This is a genomic window from Achromobacter sp. EG18, from assembly GCF_059759395.1.
Window position 1 is genome coordinate 680,264 of sequence record NZ_CM186213.1, and the last position, 25,183, is coordinate 705,446.

Genomic DNA, 25,183 nt, shown 5'->3' on the forward strand with positions numbered 1-25,183 from the left:
AAATCTCACCATGTGTGGAATCGTAGGGGTCATCGGGCGCGGGCCGGTCAACCAGCTGCTCTATGACAGCTTGCTGCTGTTGCAGCATCGCGGGCAGGACGCCGCGGGCATTGCGACGTCGCAAGGCAACCAGTTCAATATGTACAAGGCGCACGGCCTGGTGCGCGACGTATTCCGCACGCGCAACATGCGCGCCTTGCCGGGTACCTCGGGCGTGGGCCAGGTGCGCTATCCCACCGCCGGCTCCAGCGCCAGCGAGGAAGAGGCCCAGCCGTTCTACGTCAATGCGCCGTTCGGCATCATGTTCGCCCACAACGGCAACCTGACCAACTGGCGCGAGCTGCGTGAATCGCTCTACCGCGTCGACCGCCGCCACATCAACACCAATTCCGACTCGGAAGTGCTGCTGAACGTGCTGGCCCACGAGCTGCAGTCGGCCGCCAGCGGCGTCTCGCTCGACGACGACGCAATGTTCCGCGCCGTCGCCGCCGTGCACAAGCGCGTGCGCGGCGCCTACGCGGTGGTGGCGCAGATTTCGGGCTACGGCCTGCTGGCTTTCCGCGATCCCAACGGCATCCGTCCGCTGTGCATCGGCCGCCAGGAAACCGACGAAGGCGTCGAGTGGATGGTGGCGTCGGAATCGGTGGCGCTGGAAGGCAGCGGCTTCGCCTTCGTGCGCGACGTCGAGCCGGGCGAAGCGGTTTTCGTCGACCTGGACGGCCGCTTCGTCAGCCGCCAGTGCGCCGACAATCCGCAGCTGGTGCCCTGCATTTTCGAATACGTCTATTTCGCCCGCCCCGATTCGCTGATCGACGGCGTGTCGGTGTACGACGCGCGCCTGCGCATGGGTGAATACCTGGCCGACAAAGTCGCGCGCAACATGCGCCTGGGCGACATCGACGTGGTCATGCCGATTCCCGATTCCTCGCGCCCGGCCGCCATGCAACTGGCCGCGCGCCTGAACCTGGACTACCGCGAAGGCCTGATCAAGAACCGCTACGTCGGCCGCACCTTCATCATGCCCGGCCAGGCCGTGCGCCGTAAATCGGTGCGCCAGAAGCTCAATGCCATCGGCATGGAGTTCAAGGGCAAGAACGTGCTGCTGGTGGACGACTCCATCGTGCGCGGCACCACCAGCCGCGAGATCGTCGACATGGCGCGCGCTGCCGGCGCCAACAAGGTGTACTTCGCCTCGGCCGCGCCGCCGGTGCGCTTCCCCAACGTCTACGGCATCGACATGCCGACGCAGAGCGAACTGATCGCCACCGGCCGCAGCGACGAGGAAATCGCCCGCGCGATCGGCGCCGACAGCCTGGTCTACCAGGACCTGCACGACATGCAGCAGGCGGTGCGCGACCTCAACCCGAAGCTGTCGCGCTTCGAGGCGTCGTGCTTCGATGGCGAGTACATCACCGGCGACATCACCGCGGAATACCTGGCGCGCCTGGGCCAGTCGCGCGCGGAGTCGGGCGACGGCGAAGGCGCCAGCGGCCTGCAATTCAACATGGGCTACGCCGCCAACGACGCCTGAAGTCGACGCGCCCCATGCAAAAGCCGCTCCCTGGGGAGCGGCTTTTTTTTGTCCGTCGGCTCGCGCGGCTGGGAGCTTCACCACAGGCTCTCGCCGGTGGCCTCCAGATGGGTCAGGTAGAGTCGCAGGTCGAACTCATACTGGTGGTATTGCGGCTCCATCAACCGGCACAGGTTGTAGAAGGCCTTGTTGTGGTCCTTTTCCTTCAGGTGCGCCAGTTCGTGGACCGTGATCATCTTCAGGAATTCCCGCGGCACCGCCTTGAACAGCGTGGCGACGCGGATCTCGTGCTTGGCCTTGAGCTTGCCGCCCTGCACCCGCGAGATGAAGGTGTGCTGGCCCAGCGCATGCTGGATCACGTGGATCTTGCTGTCGAAGGCAATCTTGCTGAGCGGCGCGCCGTTGCGGATATAGGTGTTCTTCAGGTCCACCACGTAGTCGTACAGCGCCTTGTCGGTGCGCACGTCGTGCGCGCCGGCGGGATAGCGGGCGCGCAGCGCCGGCCCGAGCTTGCCCTGGTCGAGCAGCGCGCGGGCCTGCGCCAGCAGCGATTCCGGATAACCGGTCAGGTATTTCATGATGTCAGGCATGGATCGAGGCCCGCCCGCGCGGGCCCGGCCATTTTCCGTTGCCGTCCGTGGCGCGCAGGCGTCTGGCGTGGGGGCCGTCCAACGGCGGGGGCGCGGCTCAGGCGGCGCGGCCGCGGCCAAAGGCGGCGGGCAGGGCCATGAACAGCAGGATCACGAACAGCGCCAGGCTCCACAGGGCGTACTCGATGCCCAGCACCGGCACCACCGCGTCCATGCAGGTGGCGTAGATGCCGAACAGCCACGGCACGCCGCCGTCCAGGCCGATGCCGGTCATGAAGCGGTCGGCGAAGGTCTGGTCGCACGACAGCATCTTGGCGGCCACGGTGTATTGGTACCAGGCCGCGGCGATGCCGCTGATCGACAGCAGGGCGGCCAGGGACGCGCAAACGCGCGTCAGCGCGCGGCCGCCGCCGAAACCACCGACCAGGGCGATGACGCCGATCACCAGGTAGATCAGGCGCTGCAGCACGCACCAGGCGCAAGGCGGCATGTCAAAGGCATACTGGGAAACCAGGGCGATGCCGACGGCGCCGAAGCAGAAGAGGGCGATCAGGCGGAGCAGGCGTTCTGAGCGAGAAGTCATGGTTGTTGCAAGATAAGGGTTCGCAGGGGCGTGGCCCCCGGGGATGGCCAGTCCGGCCGCCAGGCGTTAGGCCTTGGGAATCGGAATTGGTTGCATGACCTGCTGCAACACGCCGAGCAGCAGTTCGCGCGAGCCTTCCCAGAAGATCTGCACGCCCAGGCACAGCATGATGAAGGCGGACATGCGCATGAACACGGCGGTGCCATTATCGCCCAGCCGATGCAGCATCTGCGCGGCAAAGCGCAGGCAGACGTACAAAGTCAGCGAAACGACCACGATGCCGGGGATCGAGCCGCCCAGCCGCAGCAGGCTCAGCACGTGGTTCTGGTCGCGCAGCGACACGCCCACGGTGATGGCCGCCGCGATCGAGCCGGGGCCGCAGCTGATGGGGAAGGTGAGCGGGTAGAAGGCCCGCGTCTTGGCCATTTCCGGGGTGAACGATTCCGCCATGCGGGCGACCCGCTCGGTGTCGGCGTCGGGGGAATTGACCAGCCGCCAGGCGCTGGCGATGACCAGCATGCCGCCGCCCACGCGCACGATCGACAGCGAGATGCCGAAAAAGCTCAGCAGCACGTTGCCCGCCACCATCGCCACGATCAGCATCAGTCCGACATTGATGGCGACGCGCTTGGCCAGCACCGTGCGGGTCGACGACGAGGCGCCTTCGGTCAGCGACAGGAAGATGGGGGCGATCGCGGGCGGATTCAGGAACGGCAACAGCGTGGCCAGCGCGAAGAAGAAGCTGGTCCCCAGTACCCGCAAGTATTCGTTTAGCTCCATCGCACCGTATCGCCAGGCCGAAAACCGGATTGTATGCGGTCGGCGGCCGTCTGGCGACGGCCCGCGGGCGAGCCTCAGGCGGCCTGTTGCCGGGCCTCGTCGCCGGCCAGCGCGTCCAGGATGTCGCGCTCGAACTGCATCTGGCTGCGCGGGCGCGCCAGCGCCGCGCCGTCGACGATGAAAACGTCTTCGACCCGGTCGCCCAGCGTCATGATCTTGGCCATCAGCAGGTTGACTTCGTGCTGGGCAAAGACCCGCGCCAGGGCGTGCAACAGGCCGGGACGGTCGGTCGCCGTGACCGACAGCCGCCAGGAGGTGCTGCGCTCGTCGGGTTGCAGTTCCGCCTGCGGCATGATGGGAAACACGCGCGACATGCGCGACTGGCGCCCGCGGCCGTAGTAGCCGCCGCGCCCCGTGGTGGCCTGGGCGGCGGCCTGGATGTCCTTGAGCCGCTCGGCCAGTTCGTGTTCGACCAGCGTGGCCTGGGCGCGCAGGTCGCTGGCGCCCTCGGGCAGCAGCACGATGAAGCTGTCCAGCGCCCAGCCGTGGCGCGTGGTGTGGATGCGGGCGTCCTGCACCGACAGCGACTTGGCGTCGAAATACCCGCAGATCGCCACGAACAGGTCCGGCACGTCGCGCGTATAGACCATGATCTGCAGGCCTTCGCCCTGCTCGGTGGGGCGGGCCCGCACCACCGCATGGGCCGGCGTCACCTGGTGATATAGATGGCGCGTGTGCCAGGCGATGTCGGAAGCGTCGTGGCGCAGGAAATACGCCACGTCGAGCTGGTTCCAGAAGGCTTCGCGGGCGTCGTCGCGCAGGCCGGCCAGGCGCGTCAGGCGCGCGGCCTCTTCCTTGCGCTCGGTCAGCACCGTGTGGGCGTCGGCATGGGCGCCGCCCAGCGCGGCCAGGGTCAGCTTGTACAGGTCCTCGAGCAGCTTGCCCTTCCAGGCGTTCCAGACCTTGGGGCTGGTGCCGCGGATATCGGCCACCGTCAGCAGGTAGAGCGCCGTCAGGTGGCGTTCGTCCTTGACCGTGGCGGCGAATTCCTGGATCACGGTCGGGTCGGACAGGTCGCGCTTCTGCGCCACGGCCGACATCAGCAGGTGTTGGCGCACCAGGAATTCCACCAGCCTGGTGTCCTCGGGTTCCATGCCGTGGTCGTGGGCGAACTTGCGCACCTCGCGCGCGCCCAGCTCGGAATGGTCGCCGCCGCGGCCCTTGGCAATGTCGTGGAACAGCGCCGCCACATACAGCAGCCAATGGCGGTCCAGGCCGGCGATCAACTGGCTGGCCAGCGGATATTCCTGGGCATGCTCGGGCATGGTGAAGCGGCGCAGGTTGCGCACCACCGCCAGCGTGTGCTGGTCCACCGTGTAGGCGTGGAACAGGTCGTGCTGCATCTGGCCGACGATGCGGCGGAACACCGGCAGGTAGCGCGGCAGGATGTTCAGCATGGTCATGCGGCGCAGTTCATGCACGATGCCGCGCGGCTGCTGCAGGATCTGCAGGAACAGCTTGCGGTTGACCGGATTGCGGCGGAACTGCGCGTCGATGCGATGGCGCGAATGCCAGATGGCGCGCAGCGTGCGCGCCGACATGCCGGTCAGCTCGGGGTGCTGCTGCATCACCAGGAAGGCGCGCAGCAGCAGCGTGGGATTGCGCTCGAAACCATCGTCGCGAATGATGTCGAGGCGGTCGCGCAGGTTGCGGAAATCGTCGTCGATGTCGCGCGCGTCGCTGTCCGGGCGCGGGAACAGGCGTTCCTCGATGTTCTGCACCAGGATGCCGTTCAGCTGGGTCACCAGGCGCGCGGCCCAGTAGTAGCGCTGCATCAGCAGCTCGCTGCCGCGGCGCGTGGCGGTGGCGTGGATGCCGTAGACCTCGGCCAGGGCCGGTTGCAGGTCGAACAGCACGCGGTCCTCGCGCCGGTTGGCCAGCAGGTGCAATTCGATGCGCAGGCGCTTGAAGGCCTGTTCCGCCTTGCGCAGGTCGCGCGCCTCGGACGGCGTCAACAGGCCGGCTTGCGCCACCGCGCGCCAGTTCTCGCCAAAACCGGCCGCGCGCGCCATCCACAGGATCACTTGCAGGTCGCGCAGGCCGCCGGGCGATTCCTTGCAGTTGGGTTCGAGCGCGTAGGGCGTGTCCTGGTAGCGCGCGTGGCGCTGCTGCATCTCGACGCGCTTGGCGCGGAAGAAGGCGCGCGCATCCAGTCGCGACTGGGTGGCGGTTTCGAACTTCTTCATCAGCGCGCGGCTGCCCGCCAGCCAGCGCGATTCGAGCAGCGCGGTCTCGACCGTGATGTCGGCGTCGGCCTCGCGTTCGCAGTCCTCGATGGTGCGCACGCTATGGCCGGGTTCCAGACCCAGGTCCCAGAGCGCGGCGACCAGGCGCTCGATGGCGGACTCGTCTTCGGCGGTGGGCGCGTGCGGCAGCAGGATCAGCAGGTCGACGTCCGAATGCGGATACAGCTCGCCGCGGCCGTAGCCGCCGACCGCCGCCAGCGTGGCGCCGGCCGGCAGGGGGGTGTGCTTGACCAGGTCGCGCAGCGCCGCGTCGACGATGCGGCGCAGGTCGCCCAGCAGGGTGTCGGGGCGCTCGTGTTCGCGGAACTGGGCCACCGCGGCCCGCCGGGATTCCTGGATGCGTTCGCGCAGGGTGCTGAGGATATCGGCGGTCATGGTGGCGGACTGGCCGGGGTCAGACGGCGGGAATGACGATCGGTTCGGTGATGAAGGCGGGCGGCTTGGGCATGCCGGGCGACAGGGTCAGGACCTCGTAGCCGGTGTCGGTGACGCAGACAGCATGCTCCCATTGCGCCGACAGGCTATGGTCGCGCGTCACGACCGTCCAGCCGTCGGACAACTGGCGGATCTCGCGGCGCCCGGCGTTGATCATGGGCTCGATGGTGAACAACATACCCGTCACCAATTCCACGCCGGTGCCCGGCTTGCCATAATGCAGCACCTGCGGGTCTTCGTGGAAGCGCTGGCCGATGCCGTGGCCGCAGAATTCGCGCACCACCGAGAAGCCGTTGGCCTCGGCGTGCTTCTGGATGGCGTTGCCGACGTCGCCCAGTGTGGCCCCGTTTTTGACCTGCTGGATGCCTTTCCACATGCACTCGAAGGTGATGTCGGTCAGGCGGCGCGACAGGATCGACTGCTCGCCCACGGCGTACATGCGGCTGGTGTCGCCGAACCAGCCGTCCTTGATGATGGTGACGTCGATATTGAGGGAGTCCCCGTTTTTCAGCGCCTTGTCGCCCGGGATGCCGTGGCACACCTGGTGATTGACCGAGGTGCAGATGGCGCCGGGGAAGGGCGGGTAGCCGGGCGGGGCGTAGCCCACCGTGGCGGACTTCACCTTGAGCTCGTCGGTCAGGTATTCCAGGCAGAGGCGGTCCAGTTCCCCGGTGGTGACGCCAGGCTTGACGTAGGGAGTGATGAAATCGAGGACTTTGGCGGCGTCCTGGCAGGCCGCGCGCATTTTGGCCAGGTCGGCCGGATTGGTAATGGTGCCCATGGAATGACTGACGGATCTCGCTTGAATGTCTGCTTGAAAGAATAGTAGAATTATAGGCTTCCCTAAAATTTTGGGGAGCAATCTGGGTAGCGGCAAGCGCCGATCCCGGCGGGTGGGGATGGAATCATCCTGGCCACCCGGTTGGTTGTTCGACCCTGCATGTTGGGTCGCACCGCATCTTGTGAGATCGGTGGCGGGTCCTGGAGTTTCATCGCAAGCGAAGGTTGTGGTGGGAATTCGGGCCAGTCGCGAGGTTCCGGGGGCGAGGCGGCGCGGCAGGCGGGCGAGGGCGGCGGGCCGGGAAGGTTGGGCGTGTACATCCCTCAGGCTGGGGCGCTGCGTGCTCGCAAGCCCGGTCATGTTTTCGAGCAGCGATGCAGGTTCGATGTGGCTGCCGGTCTAAGTTCTTGGAAAACCCGGGTTTTGAAACCCTGTTTTCCTGAAGAAATGCCTCCGGCGACTGATGCGCGTGATGATTGAAACCAGGGTTGAAAGATCCTGGTTGAAAACCAGGACGCGAGGGAACTGGATTTCGCTGCCAACAAAACAGGTCCGGGTGCGCTGGAAGAAACTGCCAGGGATTTCCTGGCGGGTCGGACGGCGCGATGCGTGCAGGCGGGGCAAGGCGCTTCGTCGTGGCGGCCGTCTGGGTTTATCGCGGCAGCGTGGCAGCAAGGCGCGCGGGGCACATGCCCGGCACGTCGGAGTAGTGCGGCAGTGATCGGCCGGCCCGGTTAAAATTCTGTTCATCCCGCAGGTGCGGGAAATCGCGCGCAACACCACCCAGGGTGTCAGCCACAGGCTGATGCAGGTGCGGCGCAAGAAATCAACCCTTGGAGAAAGTTATGTCTTTGATGCGCGAAATGCTGGAAGCGGGTGTCCACTTCGGTCACCAGACCCGCTACTGGAACCCCAAGATGGCCCCCTTCATCTTCGGCCATCGCAACAAGATTCACATCATCAACCTGGAAAAGACGGTTGATAAGTACCAGGAAGCCACCAAGTTCGTGAAGCAGCTGGCTGCTCGCGGTGGCAACATCCTGTTCGTCGGCACCAAGCGCGCCGCCCGCGAGCTGGTCGCCGCCGAAGCCGCCCGTTGCGGCATGCCTTTCGTCGACGCCCGCTGGCTCGGCGGCATGCTGACCAACTTCAAGACGGTCAAGACCTCGGTCAAGCGCCTGAAGGACATGGAAGCCGTGGTCGCCGAAGGCGGCGCCGAGCGCATGATCAAGAAGGAAGGCCTGCTGTTCCAGCGCGAACTGGAAAAGCTGAACAAGTCGATCGGCGGCATCAAGGACATGAACGGCCTGCCCGATGCCATGTTCGTGATCGACGTCGGCTACCACAAGATCGCCATCGCCGAAGCCAAGACGCTGGGCATCCCCGTGGTCGCCGTGGTTGACACCAACCACTCGCCCGAAGGCATCGATTACGTGATCCCCGGCAACGACGACTCGGCCAAGGCCATCGCGCTGTACGCCAAGGGCATCGCCGACGCCGTGCTGGAAGGCCGCGAACAGAACCTGAACGGTCTGGTCGAGGAAATCGGTGAAGGCCAGGAAGAGTTCGTCGAAGTGCAGGACAACCAGGCCTAAAGCCTGCTGTCATGTCCGGCGGTTAGTGTCTGGGGGCGGTCGCGGAAAGCGGCGTGCCCCCGCCTCGCCGGCAGTGCGAAGGCGGACTCCCGCCTTCCTCATCCGCTGCTTGCGGACGTCTCATCGAATCACACCAATGCCCCGGCCCGCCGGGGCATGTCTTAGCAAAATTTGGAGCTAACATGGCTGAAATTACCGCCGCCCTGGTCAAGGAACTGCGCGAAAAGACCGATGCGCCCATGATGGAGTGCAAGAAGGCCCTGACGGAAGCCGAAGGCGACCTGGCCCGCGCCGAGGAAATCCTGCGCGTCAAGCTGGGCAACAAGGCCAGCAAGGCTGCCGCCCGCGTCACCGCCGAAGGCCTGATCGGCCTGTTCATCTCGGCCGACGCCAAGCAAGGCGCCGTCATCGAAGTGAACTGCGAAACCGACTTCGTGGCCAAGAACGACGACTTCGTCGCCTTCGTCAACAAGCTGGCCGAGCTGGTCGCCACCCAGAACCCCGCCGACGTGGCCGCCCTGTCGGCGCTGCCCTACGGCGACGGCACCATCGAATCGACCCGTACCGCCCTGATCGGCAAGATCGGCGAAAACATCTCGATCCGCCGCTTCGAGCGCATCCAGACCCCGAACGCCCTGGCCAGCTACGTGCACGGCGGCAAGATCGGCGTGCTGGTGGAATACGCCGGCGCCGAGGAAGTGGGCAAGGACCTGGCGATGCACATCGCCGCGACCAAGCCGAAGGCCCTGAACGCCGACGGCGTGAACCCGGCCGACATCGCCGCCGAACGCTCGGTCGCCGAGCAGAAGGCCGCCGAATCGGGCAAGCCGGCTGAAATCGTCGCCAAGATGGTCGAAGGCTCGGTGCAGAAGTTCCTGAAGGAAGTGACGCTGCTGTCGCAACCGTTCGTCAAGGACGACAAGAACACCGTCGAACAGATGCTCAAGGCCAAGGGCGCCTCGATCAGCAAGTTCGTGCTGTTCGTCGTCGGCGAAGGTATCGAGAAGAAGACCAGCGACTTCGCCGCTGAGGTTGCCGCCGCCGCCGCCGGCCGCGCCTGATCTCAGGGTAGTCCTTACAGGCCGGCGCTAGATATTTTCTAGTCCGGCCTATTTCTTGTCTTAAACTTTCGTCGGATTGTTCTTCGGGATATCACCTATGAGCAGCAGATCATACAAACGGGTTCTTCTCAAACTTTCCGGCGAGGCGCTGATGGGCGACGATGCATTCGGCATCAATCGCGCCACCATCGTCCGCATGACCGATGAGATCGCCGAAGTCGCCGCCACCGGCGTCGAGCTGGCCATCGTCATCGGCGGTGGCAACATCTTCCGTGGCGTCGCCCCGGGTGCGCAGGGCATGGACCGTGCCACCGCCGACTACATGGGCATGATGGCCACCATCATGAACGCGCTTGCCCTGCAGGACGCGCTCAAGCACAAGGGTATCGACACCCGCGTGCAATCGGCCCTGAACATCGATCAGGTCGTCGAACCGTACATCCGCCCCAAGGCCCTGCGTTATCTCGAAGAAGGCAAGGTCGTCATCTTCGCCGCGGGCACCGGCAACCCCTTCTTCACGACCGACACCGCGGCCGCCCTGCGTGGCGCCGAGATCGGCGCGGAGATCGTGCTGAAGGCCACCAAGGTCGACGGCATCTACAGCGCGGATCCCAACAAGGATCCTTCCGCCACGCGCTATGCGCGCATCAGCTTCGACGAGGCCATCGTCCGTCGCCTGGAAGTGATGGACGCCACGGCGTTCGCCCTGTGCCGCGACCAGAAGCTGCCGATCAAGGTGTTTTCGATCAATAAGTCGGGCGCGCTCAAGCGCGTCGTCAGCGGCGAAGACGAAGGCACGTTGGTACACGTTTAAAGAAAAGGAAAATCCATGAGCGTCGCAGAAATCCGCAAATCCGCCGAAGCCAGGATGGCCAAGTCGCTTGACACGCTCAAGACCAACCTGGCCAAGATCCGCACGGGCCGCGCCCACACCGGCATCCTGGACCATGTGCAGGTCGAGTACTACGGTTCGCCCGTGCCGATCAGCCAGGTCGGCAACGTGAACCTGATCGACGCGCGCACCATCAGCGTCCAGCCCTACGAAAAGAGCATGGCCGCCGCGATCGAGAAGGCCATCCGCGAATCGGACCTGGGCCTGAACCCGATGTCCATGGGCGACAGCATCCGCGTGCCGATGCCGGCCCTGACCGAAGAGCGCCGCCGCGACCTGACCAAGGTCGTGCGCAGCGAGGGCGAGGACGCCAAGGTGGCCGTGCGCAACCTGCGCCGCGAAGCCAACGAAGGGCTGAAGAAGCTGGTCAAGGACAAGGAAATCTCCGAGGACGACGAGCGTCGCGCGCAGGATGACGTCCAGAAGCTGACGGACCGCAGCGTGGCCGACATCGACAAGATGGTCACGCAAAAAGAAGCGGAAATCATGACCGTATAATCCTTGCAGTGCCGGGCAGGGGCGGCTAGCCACGCCCGGCGCCAGGATTGCTGCCTTCGCGCGCCGTCCCATCCATTGCCTCGCAGGTCGCTGGCGCAGCAGTGGATCGACGGCGCGGATTTTTCCCGTATTCCCTGTTTTACGCCGGTCGACGGCGCTCCCCAGACCCATGGCAACCAGTTCTACCCAGGCGGTTCCCGCTACCCGCGATATCCCGGAGCACGTGGCCATCATCATGGATGGCAACGGTCGCTGGGCGACGCGGCGATTGCTGCCGCGCACGGCGGGCCATGCCAAGGGCGTGCAGGCGGTGCGGCGCGTGGTCGAGGCCTGCGGTCGCGCCGGGGTGCGCTACCTGACGCTGTTCGCCTTCAGTTCCGAGAACTGGCGCCGGCCCGCCGAGGAAGTGTCGCTGCTGATGCGCCTGTTCGTGCAGGCGCTGGAGCGCGAGGTCGGCAAGCTGGAAGAGCAGGGGGTGCGGTTGCACGTCATCGGCGACCTGTCGGCCTTCGAGCCGCGCCTGCAGGAACTGATCTTCGCGGCCCAGGCCCGCACCGCCCACAATGACCGCCTGCACCTGACGGTGGCTGCCAACTACGGCGGCCGCTGGGACATCCTGCAGGCCACCCGCGCCATGCTGGCGGCCGAGCCGGCCCTCGCGACGCAGCCCCAGCTGGTCGACGAAGAGCGGCTGGCGCGGCACCTGTCCATGTCCTGGGCCCCCGAGCCCGATCTGTTCATCCGCACCGGCGGCGAGCAGCGCATTTCCAATTTCCTGATCTGGCAGATGGCGTACGCCGAGTTCTATTTCACCGACCGCTACTGGCCCGACTTCGGCGCCGACGAGTTGCGCGAGGCATTCGACTGGTACCGCACGCGCGAGCGCCGCTTCGGCCGCACCAGCGCACAGCTCGCCGCAAGCGGCGACAAATAACGGCTTGCCGCCAGCCGCGCGGCGCGCGGCGGCCCTGAGCCGACCTCGAGGAGACCGTCACATGTTGGGTCAGCGTATCGTTACCGCCGTCATCCTGCTCGCCATCCTGGCGGCGGCGATGATGAGTGCCAATCCCTGGTGGTTCGTGGCGCTGCTCGCGCTGGCCGCCGCCTGCGCCAATTGGGAGTGGCTGCGCCTGACGTTGCCGCAGCCGCCGTCGCCGCTGATCGCCGCCGGTATCCCGGTCCTGTTGTTCGCGGCCATGCTGGCACTGACGTCGGCCTGGCTCTCGGGCGGACGCGAAGGCGTCACCGACCCCGCCTGGGTCCTGCGCTATGCGGCGCCGCTGGTTGCCGCGGTATGGCTGCTGGGCGCCACCGCCGCGGTGATGCGCGGCCGTTCCGACGCGGCGCCGGCCAGCCTGGCCTGGTCGCTGTTTTCCGTGCCGGCCGCCTTCACGGCCTGGGCGGTGCTGGCGCAGATGTTCATGACCCATGGCGCCGGCTTCGTGGTGTCGCTGCTGGCGCTGGTCTGGGTGGCCGACATCGCCGCTTATTTTGCCGGCCGCGCGTTCGGCAAGCGTAAACTGGCGCCGCGGGTCAGCCCCGGCAAGACAGTGGCGGGCGCGGTGGCCGGCGTATTGGGCGCGGTGATCTGGATCGGCCTGTCCAGTCTGTGGGACGGCACCTATGGCCACGCCCTGGTCGCGCGCTGGAGCTTCTGGCTGGCCCTGCCGATCGCCGCCTTGCTCGGAGTGCTGTCGATCATCGGCGACCTGTTCGAGTCCCTGCTCAAGCGCCGCGCCGGCCGCAAGGATTCCAGCGCGCTGCTGCCCGGCCATGGCGGGGTCTATGACCGGATCGACGCGATCCTCCCGGTTGCGCCGCTCGCATTCATTTTGTCTGGAGTGTTGTTTTGACGGCTTTTCAACGCGTCGTGGTGCTGGGGTCGACCGGTTCGATCGGCGAAAGCACGCTGGATGTCATCGCCCGCCACCCGGATCGCCTGGCGGTGTACGCGCTGTCCGCCTACAGCCGCATGCAGCGGCTGGCCGAACAGGCGCTGGCCAGTCGCGCTGCGGTGGTGGTGGTGCCGGATACCGAGGCGCGTGCCCGGTTCGTGGCCGCCTGGCCCGCCGGTGAAACCCCGCCGGAAATCCGCGTGGGCGCGCAAGCGCTGGCCGACACGGCCGCGGATCCGCAGTGTGATTCGGTGATGGCGGCGATCGTCGGCGCCGCCGGCCTGCCGGCCGCGTTGGCGGCCGCCCGCAAGGGCAAGCGCGTGTTGCTGGCCAATAAAGAAGCGCTGGTGGCGGCGGGCGCGCTGTTCATGCAGGCAATACGCGACAACGGCGCCGAATTGCTGCCGATCGACAGTGAACATAACGCCATTTTCCAATGCATGCCGCACGGCGGACGCGCCGGCGCGCCCGATGCCCCCGCGCCGGGCGTGCGCCGCCTGCTGCTGACCGCGTCCGGCGGTCCGTTCCGTGGCCGTGACCTGGAGGACCTGCATGAGGTCACGCCGGCGCAGGCCTGCGCCCATCCCAACTGGAGCATGGGCCGCAAGATCTCGGTCGATTCCGCCACCATGCTGAACAAGGGACTGGAAGTGATCGAGGCGCACTGGTTGTTCGCCATGCCGCCGGACCGCATCGAAGTCGTGGTGCATCCGCAGAGCGTGGTGCACTCGATGGTCGAATACGACGACGGGTCGGTCCTGGCGCAGCTGGGTCAGCCCGACATGCGCACGCCGATTGCCTACGGGTTGGGTTTTCCCGAACGCCTGAACAGCGGCGTGGGGCCGCTGGACCTGACGCGCCTGGGACGTCTGGATTTTGAAAAACCGGACTTGGCGCGGTTCCCGTGCCTGGCTCTGTCGTTCGAGGCGCTGCGGGCCGGGCAGGCCGCCTGCATTGCGCTGAACGCGGCCAACGAAGTGGCGGTGGAGGCGTTCCTGGGAGGGCGGCTGGCCTACACCTGGATTGCGCGCGTCATCGAGGCGACCCTGGAGTGGCAGGGGGGGCAATCATCTGTTACGCTCAACAGTCTTGACGATGTGCTGGCGCTGGATGCCGCCGCGCGCGCCTATGCCGGCAATCTGGGCCTGGCGTAACCGCGCTCGATTGCGTATCAGCGCTCCGGCCCGCCTCGTCCCTGATTCCTGGATTTCCTGACCCCGATGCTTTTCACCCTGCTGGCCTTTGCCGTCGCGCTTGGCTCCCTGATCATTTTCCATGAGTTGGGGCATTACTGGGTGGCGCGCCTTTGCGGCGTGAAGGTGCTGAGGTTTTCGGTGGGCTTTGGCAAGGTCGTCCTGCGCCGCACCGACCGTCACGGCACCGAATGGGCCCTGTCGGCCCTGCCGCTGGGCGGCTACGTCAAGATGCAGGACGATGCCCCGGCGGGCGCCACCGCAGAACAAGCCGCGGGCGCCTTCAACAACAAGCCGGTTGGCAAGCGTATCGCCATCGTGGCGGCCGGTCCGATTTTCAATCTCATCCTCGCGGTCTTCCTTTATGCCGGCCTGAACATGGCGGGCACCGAGGAGCCGGTGGCCGTGATCGCGCCGCCCGCGGCCGATACGCCCGCCGCGCGCGCCGGCCTGGCCGCTGGCGATCGCATCCTGGCCATCGATGGCCAGGAAGTGGCGTCGTGGTCCGATGCCCGCTGGCGCCTGATGGACGTGATGGCCACGGGCGGCCGCGCGCTGGTCGAGGTCGGCACGCCGGGCGGCTCCGCGCAGCAGCGCGAACTGATCCTGCCGGCCAATGCCATGGATCCGGCTGGCGGCGATCCGCTGGCGGCCGCCGGCATCCGCCTGGCCCAGCCCAAGCCCGCCGTGCGCGTCGTCAACGACGGCGGCGAAGGGCAGGCGGCCGGCCTGCGCCAGGGCGACCTGATCCTGGCCGTCGACGGCCAGCCCACCCCCGATACCGGCGCGCTGGTCAAGCAGATCCAGGAAAGCGCCGGCAAGCCCCTGGCCCTGACCCTGGCGCGCGACGGCGCCCAGATCTCGATCAACGTCACGCCGCGCGCCGAAACGGTCAACGGCCAGGTCATCGGCCGCCTCGGCGTCCAGCTGGGTGGCGACGTGCCCATGGTGACCGTGCGCTACGGGGTGTTCGACAGCCTCTGGCGCGGGGCGGTCCGCACCTGGGACACGGCACTGTTTTCGTTGCGCATGATGGGCCGCATGGTGACGGGCGACGTTTCCTGGCGCAATGTCAGCGGTCCGGTGACCATCGCGGATTATGCCGGCCAGACGGCCCGGATCGGTATTGTTGCGTACATCGCCTATATCGCGTTGATCAGTATCAGCCTGGGCGTACTAAATTTGCTGCCCATTCCTATGCTGGACGGGGGGCATCTGCTGTACTATCTCGTCGAAATTGTGCGGGGCAGTCCACCGCCCGCACGGTGGATCGATATCGGACAGCGCGCAGGCATTGGTTTATTGGCAAGCCTGATGGGGCTTGCGCTGTTCAACGATTTCACGCGCCTGTTTACTTAAGCGCCAATTAGCATAAAATCCCCCGCCATTTGCACGACCGAGGATACTCAAGGATGTCTTTTCGCCGGATGTTTCATCACAAAAAGGGTGTACTGCCGGGCGTAGTGCCGAGTCTGATCGCCGCATTGCTGCTGCCAGGCATGGCTCACGCCTTCGACCCTTTTGTCGTGCGGGATATCCGCGTAGAGGGGATCCAGCGCACCGACGCCGGCACCGTCTTCGGTTATCTGCCGGTCAAGGTGGGCGAGAAATTCACCGAGGAAGAGGCCACCGAGGCGATCCGCCGCCTGTATGGCACCGGCTTTTTCACCGACGTGCAGATCCAGACCGACAATAATGTCGTGGTCGTGGTGGTGCAGGAACGCCCGACGATCGCATCCGTGAATTTCAACGGCATGCGCGAATTCGATTCCAAGGCCATTACCAAATCGCTGGGGCAGGTGGGTTTTGCCGAAGGCCGTATTTTCGACCGCTCGATGCTCGAGCGTGCCGAATACGAACTCAAGCAGCAATACCTGTCCAAGGGCAAGTATGGCGTGGAAGTGACCTCCACCGTCACGCCGCTGCCGCGCAACCGCGTCGGCGTCAGCTTCGACGTGTTCGAAGGGTCAGTCGCCCGCATCCAGGAAATCCGTTTCGTCGGCAACAAGGCCTTCTCCGAAAGCGACCTGCTCGACGAATTCAAGCTGACCACGCCGGGCTGGCTGACCTGGTACACCGATACCGACAAGTATTCGCGCGAAAAGCTCGAGGGCGATCTCGAACGCCTGCGTTCGTTCTACCTCGACCGCGGCTACCTCGAATTCACCGTCGAGCCGCCGCAGGTCACGATCTCGCCGGACCGCAAGGACATCCGCATCACCATCACTGTCCATGAAGGCGAGCCGTACAAGGTGCGCAGCGTCAAGCTGGCCGGCAACCTGATCGGCCTGGACAAGGAAATCAACGACCTGGTCAAGATCAAGCCGGACGAAACCTTCTCGGCGGCCAAGGCCAACGATTCGGCCAAGGCGATCACCGACTACCTGGGCGAACTGGGCTACGCGTTCGCCAACGTCAACCCGAACCCGCAGCTGGACCGCGCCAAGCACGAGGCCGACCTGACGTTCTACGTCGACCCGAGCCGCCGCGTGTACGTGCGCCGCATCCAGATCGGTGGCAACACCCGCACGCGCGACGAAGTCGTGCGCCGCGAAATGCGCCAGCAGGAAGCCGCCTGGTACGACGCCAAGGACATCAAGACCTCGCGTGACCGCGTCGACCGCCTGGGCTACTTCAGCGACGTCAACGTCAAGACCGATCCGGTGCCGGGTTCGCCCGACCAGGTCGACGTCAACGTCGACGTGAAGGAAAAGCCCACCGGCATGATCAACCTGGGTGTGGGTTACGGTTCGTCCGAAAAAGCGATCCTGTCGGCCGGCATCAGCGAAGACAACGTGTTCGGCAGCGGCACCAACCTGACGCTGCAGTTGAACACCAGCAAGACCAACCGCGCGATCGTGCTGTCGCACACCGATCCGTATTGGACCAAGGACGGCATCAGCCGCACCACGTCCGCCTATTACCGCGTGACCGAGCCCTGGAACAACAACGACGGCGACTACCGCGTCAAGTCGATGGGCCTGGGCATGAACTTCGGCGTGCCGATCTCGGAATACGACCGGATCTTCCTGGGCGCCAACATCGAGCGCAACCAGATCGACCTGTTCTCGAACTCGCCGCTCGCCTATCGCAATTTTGTCGACCAGTACGGCGACGCGACCAACTCGGTGATCTTCACCGCCGGCTGGTCCAACGACACCCGCGACAGTGCGCTGGCGCCGACCAAGGGTTCGTACACCCGCCTGAAGAGCGACTTCTCGACGGTCGACCTGAAGTACTACATGCTCACGGGCCAACAGCAGTACTTCATCCCCTTGGGCAACTCGTACACCCTGGCGCTGAACGGCATGGTCGATTGGGGCCAGAGCTACGGCGGCAAGGACTACCCGATCATCAAGGACGTGTACGCCGGCGGCATCGGCACGGTGCGCGGCTACGAGGGTTCGTCGCTGGGTCCGCGCGACTCGGTCACGGGCGACTACCTGGGCGGTTCGCGCCGTATCGTGGCCAACGCCCAGCTATACCTGCCGTTCCCGGGCGCATCCAAGGATCGCACGCTACGCTGGTTCATATTCAGCGACGCGGGCCAGGTCAGCGCCGGCAGCGGCCTGTCGTGCACCAACGGCAAGCCGGGCAGCGAGGTCGAGGATCCCTGCGGCTGGCGTTTCTCGGCCGGTATCGGCCTGTCGTGGCAGTCGCCGATGGGGCCGCTGCAACTGTCGTATGCCCGTCCTCTCAATTCCAAGCCGGGCGACGACAAGCAGAGCTTCCAGTTCCAGATCGGGACCGGGTTCTGATCGGCGTTACGCTTGAAAACAAGGGAGGGGCCCGCCGGCCCGGCCCTTTTGCCGTTTAGTGGCACAATACACACTTTGGCTTTGCCTTACTGGAAGGTGAGATTTTCATGATGTCTGACTTCGCACTTAAATCATCGAATTCGCTGCGCGCCACGCGCCGTGGCAAGCTGGGCGGCTCCATTGCCCTGGTGGGTGCGCTCATTCTCGGTTCCGTTGCGGCGGTGCCCGCTCAGGCTCAGAACACCAAGATCGGCTTCGTCAATACCGAGCGGATCCTGCGTGAGTCCGGTCCGGCCAAGACGGCGCAAAGCAAGATCGAAGCCGAATTCAAGAAGCGCGACGACGAGCTGCAGCGCCTGAACACCAGCCTGCGCTCGCAAGCCGAAAAGTTCGACAAGGACGCGCCGGTGCTGTCGGAATCCGACCGCGTCAAGCGCCAGCGTGAACTGTCCAACCTGGATACGGACCTGCAGCGCAAGCGCCGTGAATTCCAGGAAGACTTCAACCGCCGCCGCAACGAAGAGTTTTCCAGCATCGTGACGAAGGCCAACGAGGCCATCAAGCGCATCGCCGAGCAGGAAAACTACGACCTGATCATCCAGGACGCCGTGACGGTCAACCCGCGCATCGACATCACCGACAAGGTGATCCAGAGCCTGGGCAAGTAAGCTGCAGTCGCCGTATGCCGGTTCTACTGGATCTTGCCCGCGCGCCGACGCTTGAAGCGCTGCTGAGCGCGGCTGATACGCAGGGCATGGGCTGGCGTATCAGCGCGCCCGCTGGCGCCGCGGAGCCCTTGCGGGTCCGTGGCATCGGCACGCTGGCGTCGGCCAGCGGCCAGGAAATCAGTTTCCTGGCCAATCCCAAGTACCAGAGCCAGCTCGCCGCCACCCAGGCAGGAGCGGTGATCGTCTCGACCGACGTGGCCGAGGCGCTGGAAGCCGCTGGCGCCGACCGGCCGCGATTCACGCTGGTCGCCTGCAAGCATCCTTATCTGCTGTACGCCCGGGTGGCCCAGTGGTTCGACGCCGCTCGGCGTCCGGCCCTGCCGGCCGCCACGCATCCGTCCGCGGTGGTCGCGCCTGACGCGCACATCGAGGAAGACGTGCGTATTGGTCCGAATTGCGTGATCGAGTCGGGCGCGCGCATCGGCCGCGGCAGCGTGCTGGGCGCAGGCTGCGTCATCGGCGCCGGCTCCTCGGTGGGCCCTGGCAGCCGCCTGCATGCCCATGTCACGCTGTACGAAGGCGTGAAGGTCGGAGCACGTGCCATCATCCACAGCGGTGCGGTGCTCGGCGCCGACGGCTTCGGTTTCGCGCCGGACCCGTCGCTGGGCCAGGGCGCCTGGGGCAAGATTCCGCAGCTGGGCGGGGTGACGGTGGGCGACGACGTCGAAATCGGCGCCAATACGACCATCGACCGCGGCGCGCTCGAAGATACCGTCGTGGGCAACGGCGTCAAGCTGGACAACCAGATCATGGTGGCCCATAACTGCCGCATCGGCGCATACACGGCCATCGCGGCGTGCGTGGGCGTGGCGGGTTCGACCACCATCGGCGAACGCTGCACCATTGGCGGCGCCGCCATGCTCTCGGGACACCTGACCCTGGCCGATGACGTGCACATTTCGGGCGGCACTGCGGTGACGTCCAATATTTCCAAACCTGGACGCTATACCGGGGTGTACCCGTATGCGGATCACGGTGAATGGCAGCGCAACGCCGCCGTGATACAACAGTTGGCGCAGTTGCGCCGCCGCGTGCGGACGCTGGAAAAAGACTAGGGCGCACCCTCGCTGCCCTGGGCGCGTCCGGCGCCGCAAGATTTATCTCATTTCGCAGGAATTCACAGAAAAATGGAACTCGACATCAAGGGGATCATGGAGAGGCTGCCGCATCGTTACCCGATGCTGCTGATTGATCGCGTCGTCGAAATGGTGCCTGGCAAGTCCATCGTCGCCATCAAGAATGTCTCGATCAATGAACCGTTTTTCAACGGCCACTTTCCCCACCACCCGGTGATGCCGGGCGTGCTCATCGTGGAAGCCATGGCGCAGGCCTCGGCGCTGTTCTCGTTCACCGACGAAAACGGCGGCCTGAAGTGCGAAGGCGCCAAGACGGCGTACTACCTGGTGGGCATCGACGGCGCGCGTTTCCGCCGTCCCGTGGTGCCGGGCGACCAGTTGCGCATCGAAGTCGAAGCCGAACGCCTGAGCCGCAGCATCTGTAAATACCAAGCGCGCGCCACCGTGGACGGTCAGGAAGTGGCGTCGGCCAAGCTCATGTGCGCGATCCGCAGCCTGGAAGAGTAAATGGCAGGAAACATCCATCCTACCGCCGTCGTCGATCCGGCGGCGAAAATCGACCCCAGCGTGGTCATCGGCGCCTTTTGCGTCGTGGGACCCGACGTGACGATCGGCGCCGGCACCGAGCTTGGCCCGTATTGCATGGTCGATGGCGTGACCACCATCGGGCGCGACAACCGGTTCTACCGGTATTGCTCGATCGGCGGGATGCCGCAGGACAAGAAGTACAAGGGCGAGCCGACCCGGCTGATCATCGGCGACCGCAACACGGTGCGCGAATTCGTCACGCTGAACACCGGCACGGTGCAGGATGGCGGCGCCACCACGCTGGGCGATGACAATTGGATCATGGCCTACGTGCACATCGCGCACGATTGCCACGTTGGCAACAACACCATCCTGGCCAACTCCGTGCAACTGGGCGGCCACGTCCATGTGGGCGACTGGGCCATCGTCGGCGGCCTGACCGGCGTGCACCAGTTCTCGCGCATCGGCGCGCACAGCATGACCGGCGGCAACAGCTCGCTGATGCAGGACACGCCGCCGTTCGTGCTGGCCGCAGGCAATCCCTGCCGTCCGGTGGGTGTCAACGTCGAAGGCCTCAAGCGCCGCGGCTTCACGCCGGCGCAGGTGTCGGCGCTGCGCGACGCCTACAAGATCATCTACCGCCGCGGCTTGCCGCTGGACACGGCCCGCGCCGAACTGCGCGCCCGCCAGCAGGCCGAGCCCGAAGTCGCCGAGCACCTGCAGACGCTGCTGGATTTCCTCGACGTCGCTTCGCGCGGCATCATCCGTCCATGAACATGCGGATCGGCATGGTGGCCGGCGAGCCCTCGGGCGATCTGCTGGCCGGCCGCATCATTGCCGGTCTGCAGGAACGCGCCCCGGGCGTCCTGTGCGAAGGCATCGGCGGCCCGCAGATGCAGGCCCGCGATTTCGATACCTGGCATCCGATGCATGCGTTGACGGTGTTCGGCTACGTCGACGCGCTCAAGCGCCTGCCCAGCCTGCTGCGCACCTACCGCGACGTATCGCGGCGCTGGCTGGCTGAGCCGCCGTCGGTATTCGTCGGCATCGACGCGCCCGATTTCAACCTGCGCCTGGAGCACCAGCTGCGTCAGGCCGGCACGCCCACCGTGCATTTCGTCGGGCCGTCGATCTGGGCATGGCGCTACGACCGCATCCACAAGATCCGCGATTCGGTGTCGCACATGCTGGTGCTGTTCCCGTTCGAGGAAGAGATCTACCGCAAGGAAGGCATCCCGGTCACCTATGTCGGCCATCCGCTGGCCGGCGCGGTGCCGATGCAGCCGGACCGCGCGGCGGCGCGCGCGCGGCTGGGCATCGATCAGGACGCGCGCGTGCTGGCGATCCTGCCGGGTAGCCGTTCGTCCGAGATTCGCCTGCTGGCGCCGCGCTTCCTGCAGGCCGCGCAGATGCTGCAGAAGCGCGATCCGGCGCTGCAATGCGTGGTGCCGATGGTCAATGACCAGCGCCGTGCCGAATTCCAGGCGATCCTGGCCAAGTATCCCGTGCCGGGGTTGCGCTGCGTGACCGCTCAGGATCTGCACGGCGCGGATGGCGATCGCCAGGCGCCGGTGGCGTGGTCGGTGATGGAAGCCAGCACCGCGGTGCTGGTGGCCAGCGGCACCGCCACCCTGGAAACCGCGCTGTACAAGCGGCCCATGGTGATTTCCTACGTGCTGTCGCCGCTGATGCGTCGCATCATGGCCTGGAAGTCCGGTCAGGAACGGCCCTATCTGCCGTGGGTGGGGCTGCCCAACGTGCTGCTGCGGGACTTCGCGGTGCCCGAGCTGTTGCAGGACGACGCCACGCCCGAGAAGCTGGCCGAGGCCACCTGGGCGGCGTTGACCGACGAGGCCTTGGCGGCGCGTATCGAGGCCCGCTTCACGGCGCTGCACCAGGAACTGCTGCGTGATACGCCGGCGCTGGCGGCCCAGGCGATCCTGGAGGTGGCGGGTGGAGCAGCCTGACCTGTTTGCCGCGCCGGCCCAACCGGCCTTGGTTACAGCCGGTGTCGACGAGGCGGGCCGCGGTCCCCTGGCCGGCGCCGTGTATGCCGCCGCGGTGATCCTGGATCCGGCCCGGCCCATCGATGGACTGGCCGATTCCAAGGTGCTCAAGGCCGCCACCCGCGAGGCGTTGGCGCTGGAGATCCAGGCGCACGCGCTGGCCTGGTGCGTGGCCAGCGCCAGCGTGGCCGAGATCGACAGCCTGAACATCCTGCGCGCCACCCTGTTGGCCATGCGCCGCGCCGTCGAGGGGCTTTCGCTGGCGCCCCAGCTGGCGCTGGTGGATGGCAACCAGGCGCCCAAGCTGGGCTGCACGGTGCAGACCGTGATCAAGGGCGACGCCCTGGTGCCCGCCATTTCGGCCGCCTCCATCCTGGCCAAGACCGCGCGCGACGCCGACCTGCTGCGCCTGCATTCGCTGTATCCGCAGTACGCGTTCGACCAGCACAAGGGCTACGGCACCGCCTTGCACCTGCAGATGCTGCGCGAACACGGCCCCTGCGCCGAGCACCGCCGCAGTTTCGCGCCCATCAAGGCCTTTGGCCTGATCCCATGAAGCACATCAGTTCCCGCGACAATCCCGCGGTCAAGGCGCTGGTCAAGCTTGCCGGCACCGCCGGCAAGCGCGGCGCGCCCGTGCTGCTGGACGGCGTGCACCTGTGCCAGGCCTGGCTGCAGCATCATGGCGCGCCGGACCATGCCATCTTCGACGTCGAACGGCTGGCCCAGCCCGATATCGCGGCGCTGGCGGCCGCCGTGCCGGACGTCCGCTGCCTGGCGCTGGATGCGCGCCTGATGCAGGCGCTGGCCAGTGTCGAAAGCGGGCAGGGCGTTGCCTTCGTGGTGACGCCGCCGCCGTTGTCCCTGCCCGCCGCGGTGGACGAGAATTGCGTGCTGTTCGATCGCATCCAGGATCCCGGCAATGTCGGCACCTTGCTGCGCACCAGCGCCGCGGCCGGCATCAAGCGCGTGTTCCTGGCCACCGGCACCGCGGCCGCCTGGTCGCCCAAGGTGCTGCGCAGCGGCCAGGGGGCGCATTTCGCGCTGGCGATCCACGAGCACGTGGACTTGCAGGCGCTGCTGCGGCTCCTGCGCGTGCCGCTGGTGGCGACTGCGCTGGATGGGGCCCGGGACCTGTACGCGGGAAGCCTGCCCGAGCGCTGCGCTTGGGTTTTCGGTCATGAAGGGCAGGGCGTGGCGGCCGATCTGCTGGCGGCGGCGCGGCTCAAGCTGTGTATTCCCCATGACATGACCGCGGTCGAATCGCTCAATGTGGGCGCGGCCGCCGCCATCTGCCTGTTCGAACAGCGCCGCCAGGCGCTGGCGGCCAGCGCGCGCTGATACCGTCCCACCTTCACCGCGGCGCCGCTAACGGGGCCCGTCCCCGCATATACTTTCGCGATATTCATGATGCGGATGCCGCTATCGGCTTCCGAACACGACAGCCCCAGGAGCCCGCATGAAGATCGGAAGGATGCTTGTGATGTCGACCACCGCGTTGTTGCTGGCAGGCTGCGCCGGACCGCGCTACGGTGAGATCGTGGCCCAGATCCCGGCGATCGAGGCCGGCAATGGACGGATCTACGTCTACCAGCCGGCCCAGGCCGATGGCCCCAGCGCGGCAGAGCCTCCAATCCTGGTTGATGGCCGCAAGGTCGGCCGTTCCAAGCCGGGGCGCTTCTTCTTCGTCGACCGGCCGGCCGGAGCGCACACGCTCGCCACAGCGCACGACAAGAGGGCGGGCAGGGCTGAGCTGCCGGTGCCGCTGGAAGCCGGCCAGACTCGCTATGTGCGCACGGACATTGTCAGCGGCACTCAGGTGCTGCGGCTGGAGGACTCGGCCGAGACGGCGCAGCAGGACATGAGCGGCCTGCGCTATTGGGGCGCGGGCTGGCGCGACCGCGAGAAGCTGCGCTACTAACGTAGGGTAGGGCGCTCGCTGTCGACTGCACCGTCGGAAGAGGCGCTAAATTCTGTAAAAATATGTCGCGTTTATATATACTCGGAGCTTTTGCCATTCGAGGTATTCATGGCGTCATCTCAGGTCAAGGGCGGGATATTGGGCTACATGGACCACATGGTCCGTGTGTGGTTTGTCGTGGGCGCATGCGTGATCGTGCTGGGCGGCTGCATGGCCGTGAGGTCGGAACGAGTGTCGCTGGTGCCTGTTGCCGCCTCGGAGCCTGTGAGCACGATCCAGCTGTCGCGGGCGGTGATCGCGACGCTGCCCAACGAGGGGGCGGTGACGTTGCCGTCGGGATCGCAATGGCAGCGAGTCGGCGCCATATTGCAGGGTGATGTCTACCGTGCGCAGGGGCGCCTGTTCACGATCCAGACACGCCGGCAGAACGAAGCCTACCCGGTGGCCGCTTCGGGCAAGCTGGTGGGGTTCTACCTGCCCGGCGAGGGGTCTTATATCGCGCTGTCGCGCCCTGTCACCTTGCCGGTGGAGATGCGCCAATGAGCCTGGTGAGAATGGCCGCCATGATGCTGGCGGCAATGGTCCTGGTTGGGTGTGCCGGATCCAAGTACGAAAACGCCGTCACGCGGTTCCCGCCGGTCCCGCAGGACAAGGGCCGCATCTATTTCTATCAGCCGCAGCCCGAAATGATGTCGTCGGTGCAGCAGAAGATGCGCGTCAATGGGGTGGTGGTGGGCCGCAACAAGCCGGGCGCATTCTTCTTCGTCGACCGGCCGGCGGGCAGCTACACGGTGACCAACCTGTATTGGACCGGCGATGGAGTGAGCTTCATGCTGGATGCCGGGCAGACGCGCTACGTGCGCATCATGGCCGAGTCGCTCGGCAGTACCAGCGCGTCGGGCAAGCTGATGATGGAGCTGGTCGATCCTCCCGAGATGGCCGAGCGTGAAATGCGCCGGTTGCGTTATTGGGGCGCGGCCTCGTCGGAGCAGGTGTCAGGCCTGTAAATCTCAAAACAAGGAAGGA

Annotated in this window: 25 protein-coding genes; 20 read left to right on the forward strand and 5 right to left on the reverse strand. The window is 66.1% G+C overall.

Annotated elements, in window-relative coordinates:
* Positions 1-10: 10 nt before the first annotated feature.
* Positions 11-1,531, forward strand: a complete 1,521-nt coding sequence (gene purF / locus AC6CR5_RS03235; RefSeq protein WP_006385207.1) for an amidophosphoribosyltransferase — start codon at positions 11-13, stop codon at positions 1,529-1,531.
* 77 nt (positions 1,532-1,608) lie between these two features.
* Here purF and AC6CR5_RS03240 read toward each other — a convergent pair whose 3' ends face one another.
* The 5 genes from AC6CR5_RS03240 to map form a co-directional block, all read right to left on the reverse strand.
* The gene (locus AC6CR5_RS03240) at positions 1,609-2,121 is read right to left on the reverse strand and encodes a M48 metallopeptidase family protein (protein ID WP_006385206.1); all 513 of its coding nucleotides are present in this window, start codon (positions 2,119-2,121) and stop codon (positions 1,609-1,611) included.
* A gap of 97 nt (positions 2,122-2,218) precedes the next feature.
* Positions 2,219-2,704: a disulfide bond formation protein B gene (locus AC6CR5_RS03245; RefSeq protein ID WP_006385205.1), complete on the reverse strand. Its 486-nt coding sequence runs from the start codon at positions 2,702-2,704 to the stop codon at positions 2,219-2,221.
* Between the two features lie 66 nt (positions 2,705-2,770).
* Positions 2,771-3,484, reverse strand: coding sequence for a MarC family protein (locus AC6CR5_RS03250; protein ID WP_006385204.1), 714 nt, complete (start codon positions 3,482-3,484; stop codon positions 2,771-2,773).
* Positions 3,485-3,558: 74 nt separating this feature from the next.
* Positions 3,559-6,165 carry a [protein-PII] uridylyltransferase gene (locus tag AC6CR5_RS03255; protein WP_173001236.1) on the reverse strand — a complete coding sequence of 869 codons (2,607 nt, stop codon included), beginning with the start codon at positions 6,163-6,165 and terminating at the stop codon, positions 3,559-3,561.
* 19 nt (positions 6,166-6,184) lie between these two features.
* Positions 6,185-7,006 (reverse strand): type I methionyl aminopeptidase, encoded by an 822-nt coding sequence (gene map, locus AC6CR5_RS03260; RefSeq protein ID WP_006385202.1) that lies wholly within the window; start codon positions 7,004-7,006, stop codon positions 6,185-6,187.
* A gap of 845 nt (positions 7,007-7,851) precedes the next feature.
* Here map and rpsB point away from each other — a divergent pair.
* The 19 genes from rpsB (at position 7,852) to AC6CR5_RS03355 (ending at position 25,164) form a co-directional block, all read left to right on the forward strand.
* Positions 7,852-8,601 (forward strand): 30S ribosomal protein S2, encoded by a 750-nt coding sequence (gene rpsB, locus AC6CR5_RS03265; protein WP_006385201.1) that lies wholly within the window; start codon positions 7,852-7,854, stop codon positions 8,599-8,601.
* Between the two features lie 182 nt (positions 8,602-8,783).
* Positions 8,784-9,662 (forward strand): translation elongation factor Ts, encoded by an 879-nt coding sequence (gene tsf, locus AC6CR5_RS03270; RefSeq protein WP_006385200.1) that lies wholly within the window; start codon positions 8,784-8,786, stop codon positions 9,660-9,662.
* 97 nt (positions 9,663-9,759) lie between these two features.
* Positions 9,760-10,476, forward strand: coding sequence for a UMP kinase (pyrH, locus tag AC6CR5_RS03275; RefSeq protein ID WP_006394495.1), 717 nt, complete (start codon positions 9,760-9,762; stop codon positions 10,474-10,476).
* A 15-nt stretch (positions 10,477-10,491) separates the two neighbouring features.
* The gene (gene frr / locus AC6CR5_RS03280; protein WP_006385198.1) at positions 10,492-11,052 is read left to right on the forward strand and encodes a ribosome recycling factor; all 561 of its coding nucleotides are present in this window, start codon (positions 10,492-10,494) and stop codon (positions 11,050-11,052) included.
* Between the two features lie 169 nt (positions 11,053-11,221).
* Positions 11,222-11,986 (forward strand): polyprenyl diphosphate synthase, encoded by a 765-nt coding sequence (gene uppS / locus AC6CR5_RS03285; RefSeq protein ID WP_026384626.1) that lies wholly within the window; start codon positions 11,222-11,224, stop codon positions 11,984-11,986.
* Between the two features lie 61 nt (positions 11,987-12,047).
* A complete protein-coding gene (locus tag AC6CR5_RS03290) occupies positions 12,048-12,905 on the forward strand; it encodes a phosphatidate cytidylyltransferase (RefSeq protein WP_020927371.1) in 858 nt (285 codons plus the stop codon).
* Complete coding sequence (locus AC6CR5_RS03295) at positions 12,902-14,101, forward strand: 1-deoxy-D-xylulose-5-phosphate reductoisomerase (protein ID WP_200221201.1); 1,200 nt, start codon at positions 12,902-12,904, stop codon at positions 14,099-14,101. The genes AC6CR5_RS03290 and AC6CR5_RS03295 overlap by 4 nt, the downstream gene beginning before the upstream one ends.
* A 66-nt stretch (positions 14,102-14,167) precedes the next feature.
* Positions 14,168-15,499 (forward strand): RIP metalloprotease RseP, encoded by a 1,332-nt coding sequence (rseP, locus tag AC6CR5_RS03300; RefSeq protein ID WP_026384628.1) that lies wholly within the window; start codon positions 14,168-14,170, stop codon positions 15,497-15,499.
* 53 nt (positions 15,500-15,552) lie between these two features.
* Positions 15,553-17,898, forward strand: coding sequence for an outer membrane protein assembly factor BamA (gene bamA / locus AC6CR5_RS03305; RefSeq protein WP_054443497.1), 2,346 nt, complete (start codon positions 15,553-15,555; stop codon positions 17,896-17,898).
* Between the two features lie 107 nt (positions 17,899-18,005).
* Complete coding sequence (locus AC6CR5_RS03310) at positions 18,006-18,566, forward strand: OmpH/Skp family outer membrane protein (protein ID WP_024068647.1); 561 nt, start codon at positions 18,006-18,008, stop codon at positions 18,564-18,566.
* Between the two features lie 14 nt (positions 18,567-18,580).
* The gene (lpxD, locus tag AC6CR5_RS03315) at positions 18,581-19,681 is read left to right on the forward strand and encodes a UDP-3-O-(3-hydroxymyristoyl)glucosamine N-acyltransferase (RefSeq protein ID WP_047992745.1); all 1,101 of its coding nucleotides are present in this window, start codon (positions 18,581-18,583) and stop codon (positions 19,679-19,681) included.
* Positions 19,682-19,753: 72 nt separating this feature from the next.
* The gene (gene fabZ / locus AC6CR5_RS03320) at positions 19,754-20,209 is read left to right on the forward strand and encodes a 3-hydroxyacyl-ACP dehydratase FabZ (RefSeq protein ID WP_006385190.1); all 456 of its coding nucleotides are present in this window, start codon (positions 19,754-19,756) and stop codon (positions 20,207-20,209) included.
* Complete coding sequence (lpxA, locus tag AC6CR5_RS03325) at positions 20,210-21,004, forward strand: acyl-ACP--UDP-N-acetylglucosamine O-acyltransferase (RefSeq protein ID WP_026384630.1); 795 nt, start codon at positions 20,210-20,212, stop codon at positions 21,002-21,004.
* Complete coding sequence (gene lpxB, locus AC6CR5_RS03330; protein WP_047992744.1) at positions 21,001-22,197, forward strand: lipid-A-disaccharide synthase; 1,197 nt, start codon at positions 21,001-21,003, stop codon at positions 22,195-22,197. The genes lpxA and lpxB overlap by 4 nt, the downstream gene beginning before the upstream one ends.
* Positions 22,184-22,792, forward strand: a complete 609-nt coding sequence (gene rnhB / locus AC6CR5_RS03335) for a ribonuclease HII (protein WP_047992743.1) — start codon at positions 22,184-22,186, stop codon at positions 22,790-22,792. Before lpxB ends, rnhB begins: the two co-directional genes overlap by 14 nt.
* The gene (locus AC6CR5_RS03340) at positions 22,789-23,577 is read left to right on the forward strand and encodes a TrmH family RNA methyltransferase (RefSeq protein WP_047992742.1); all 789 of its coding nucleotides are present in this window, start codon (positions 22,789-22,791) and stop codon (positions 23,575-23,577) included. The genes rnhB and AC6CR5_RS03340 overlap by 4 nt, the downstream gene beginning before the upstream one ends.
* A 118-nt stretch (positions 23,578-23,695) precedes the next feature.
* Positions 23,696-24,157 (forward strand): DUF2846 domain-containing protein, encoded by a 462-nt coding sequence (locus tag AC6CR5_RS03345; protein WP_047992741.1) that lies wholly within the window; start codon positions 23,696-23,698, stop codon positions 24,155-24,157.
* Positions 24,158-24,265: 108 nt separating this feature from the next.
* Entirely contained in the window at positions 24,266-24,700 is a 435-nt protein-coding gene (locus AC6CR5_RS03350) for a hypothetical protein (protein ID WP_269879090.1), read from the forward strand.
* Positions 24,697-25,164: a DUF2846 domain-containing protein gene (locus tag AC6CR5_RS03355; protein ID WP_047992740.1), complete on the forward strand. Its 468-nt coding sequence runs from the start codon at positions 24,697-24,699 to the stop codon at positions 25,162-25,164. The genes AC6CR5_RS03350 and AC6CR5_RS03355 overlap by 4 nt, the downstream gene beginning before the upstream one ends.
* Positions 25,165-25,183: the final 19 nt, after the last annotated feature.

Coding starts and splice junctions, on each gene's coding strand:
- purF (WP_006385207.1), top strand. CDS start 11: ATGTGTGGAATCGTAGGGGTCATCGGGCGCGGGCCGGTCAACCAGCTG.
- AC6CR5_RS03240 (WP_006385206.1), bottom strand. CDS start 2,121: ATGCCTGACATCATGAAATACCTGACCGGTTATCCGGAATCGCTGCTG.
- AC6CR5_RS03245 (WP_006385205.1), bottom strand. CDS start 2,704: ATGACTTCTCGCTCAGAACGCCTGCTCCGCCTGATCGCCCTCTTCTGC.
- AC6CR5_RS03250 (WP_006385204.1), bottom strand. CDS start 3,484: ATGGAGCTAAACGAATACTTGCGGGTACTGGGGACCAGCTTCTTCTTC.
- AC6CR5_RS03255 (WP_173001236.1), bottom strand. CDS start 6,165: ATGACCGCCGATATCCTCAGCACCCTGCGCGAACGCATCCAGGAATCC.
- map (WP_006385202.1), bottom strand. CDS start 7,006: ATGGGCACCATTACCAATCCGGCCGACCTGGCCAAAATGCGCGCGGCC.
- rpsB (WP_006385201.1), top strand. CDS start 7,852: ATGTCTTTGATGCGCGAAATGCTGGAAGCGGGTGTCCACTTCGGTCAC.
- tsf (WP_006385200.1), top strand. CDS start 8,784: ATGGCTGAAATTACCGCCGCCCTGGTCAAGGAACTGCGCGAAAAGACC.
- pyrH (WP_006394495.1), top strand. CDS start 9,760: ATGAGCAGCAGATCATACAAACGGGTTCTTCTCAAACTTTCCGGCGAG.
- frr (WP_006385198.1), top strand. CDS start 10,492: ATGAGCGTCGCAGAAATCCGCAAATCCGCCGAAGCCAGGATGGCCAAG.
- uppS (WP_026384626.1), top strand. CDS start 11,222: ATGGCAACCAGTTCTACCCAGGCGGTTCCCGCTACCCGCGATATCCCG.
- AC6CR5_RS03290 (WP_020927371.1), top strand. CDS start 12,048: ATGTTGGGTCAGCGTATCGTTACCGCCGTCATCCTGCTCGCCATCCTG.
- rseP (WP_026384628.1), top strand. CDS start 14,168: ATGCTTTTCACCCTGCTGGCCTTTGCCGTCGCGCTTGGCTCCCTGATC.
- bamA (WP_054443497.1), top strand. CDS start 15,553: ATGTCTTTTCGCCGGATGTTTCATCACAAAAAGGGTGTACTGCCGGGC.
- AC6CR5_RS03310 (WP_024068647.1), top strand. CDS start 18,006: ATGATGTCTGACTTCGCACTTAAATCATCGAATTCGCTGCGCGCCACG.
- lpxD (WP_047992745.1), top strand. CDS start 18,581: ATGCCGGTTCTACTGGATCTTGCCCGCGCGCCGACGCTTGAAGCGCTG.
- fabZ (WP_006385190.1), top strand. CDS start 19,754: ATGGAACTCGACATCAAGGGGATCATGGAGAGGCTGCCGCATCGTTAC.
- lpxA (WP_026384630.1), top strand. CDS start 20,210: ATGGCAGGAAACATCCATCCTACCGCCGTCGTCGATCCGGCGGCGAAA.
- lpxB (WP_047992744.1), top strand. CDS start 21,001: ATGAACATGCGGATCGGCATGGTGGCCGGCGAGCCCTCGGGCGATCTG.
- AC6CR5_RS03340 (WP_047992742.1), top strand. CDS start 22,789: ATGAAGCACATCAGTTCCCGCGACAATCCCGCGGTCAAGGCGCTGGTC.
- AC6CR5_RS03345 (WP_047992741.1), top strand. CDS start 23,696: ATGAAGATCGGAAGGATGCTTGTGATGTCGACCACCGCGTTGTTGCTG.
- AC6CR5_RS03350 (WP_269879090.1), top strand. CDS start 24,266: ATGGCGTCATCTCAGGTCAAGGGCGGGATATTGGGCTACATGGACCAC.
- AC6CR5_RS03355 (WP_047992740.1), top strand. CDS start 24,697: ATGAGCCTGGTGAGAATGGCCGCCATGATGCTGGCGGCAATGGTCCTG.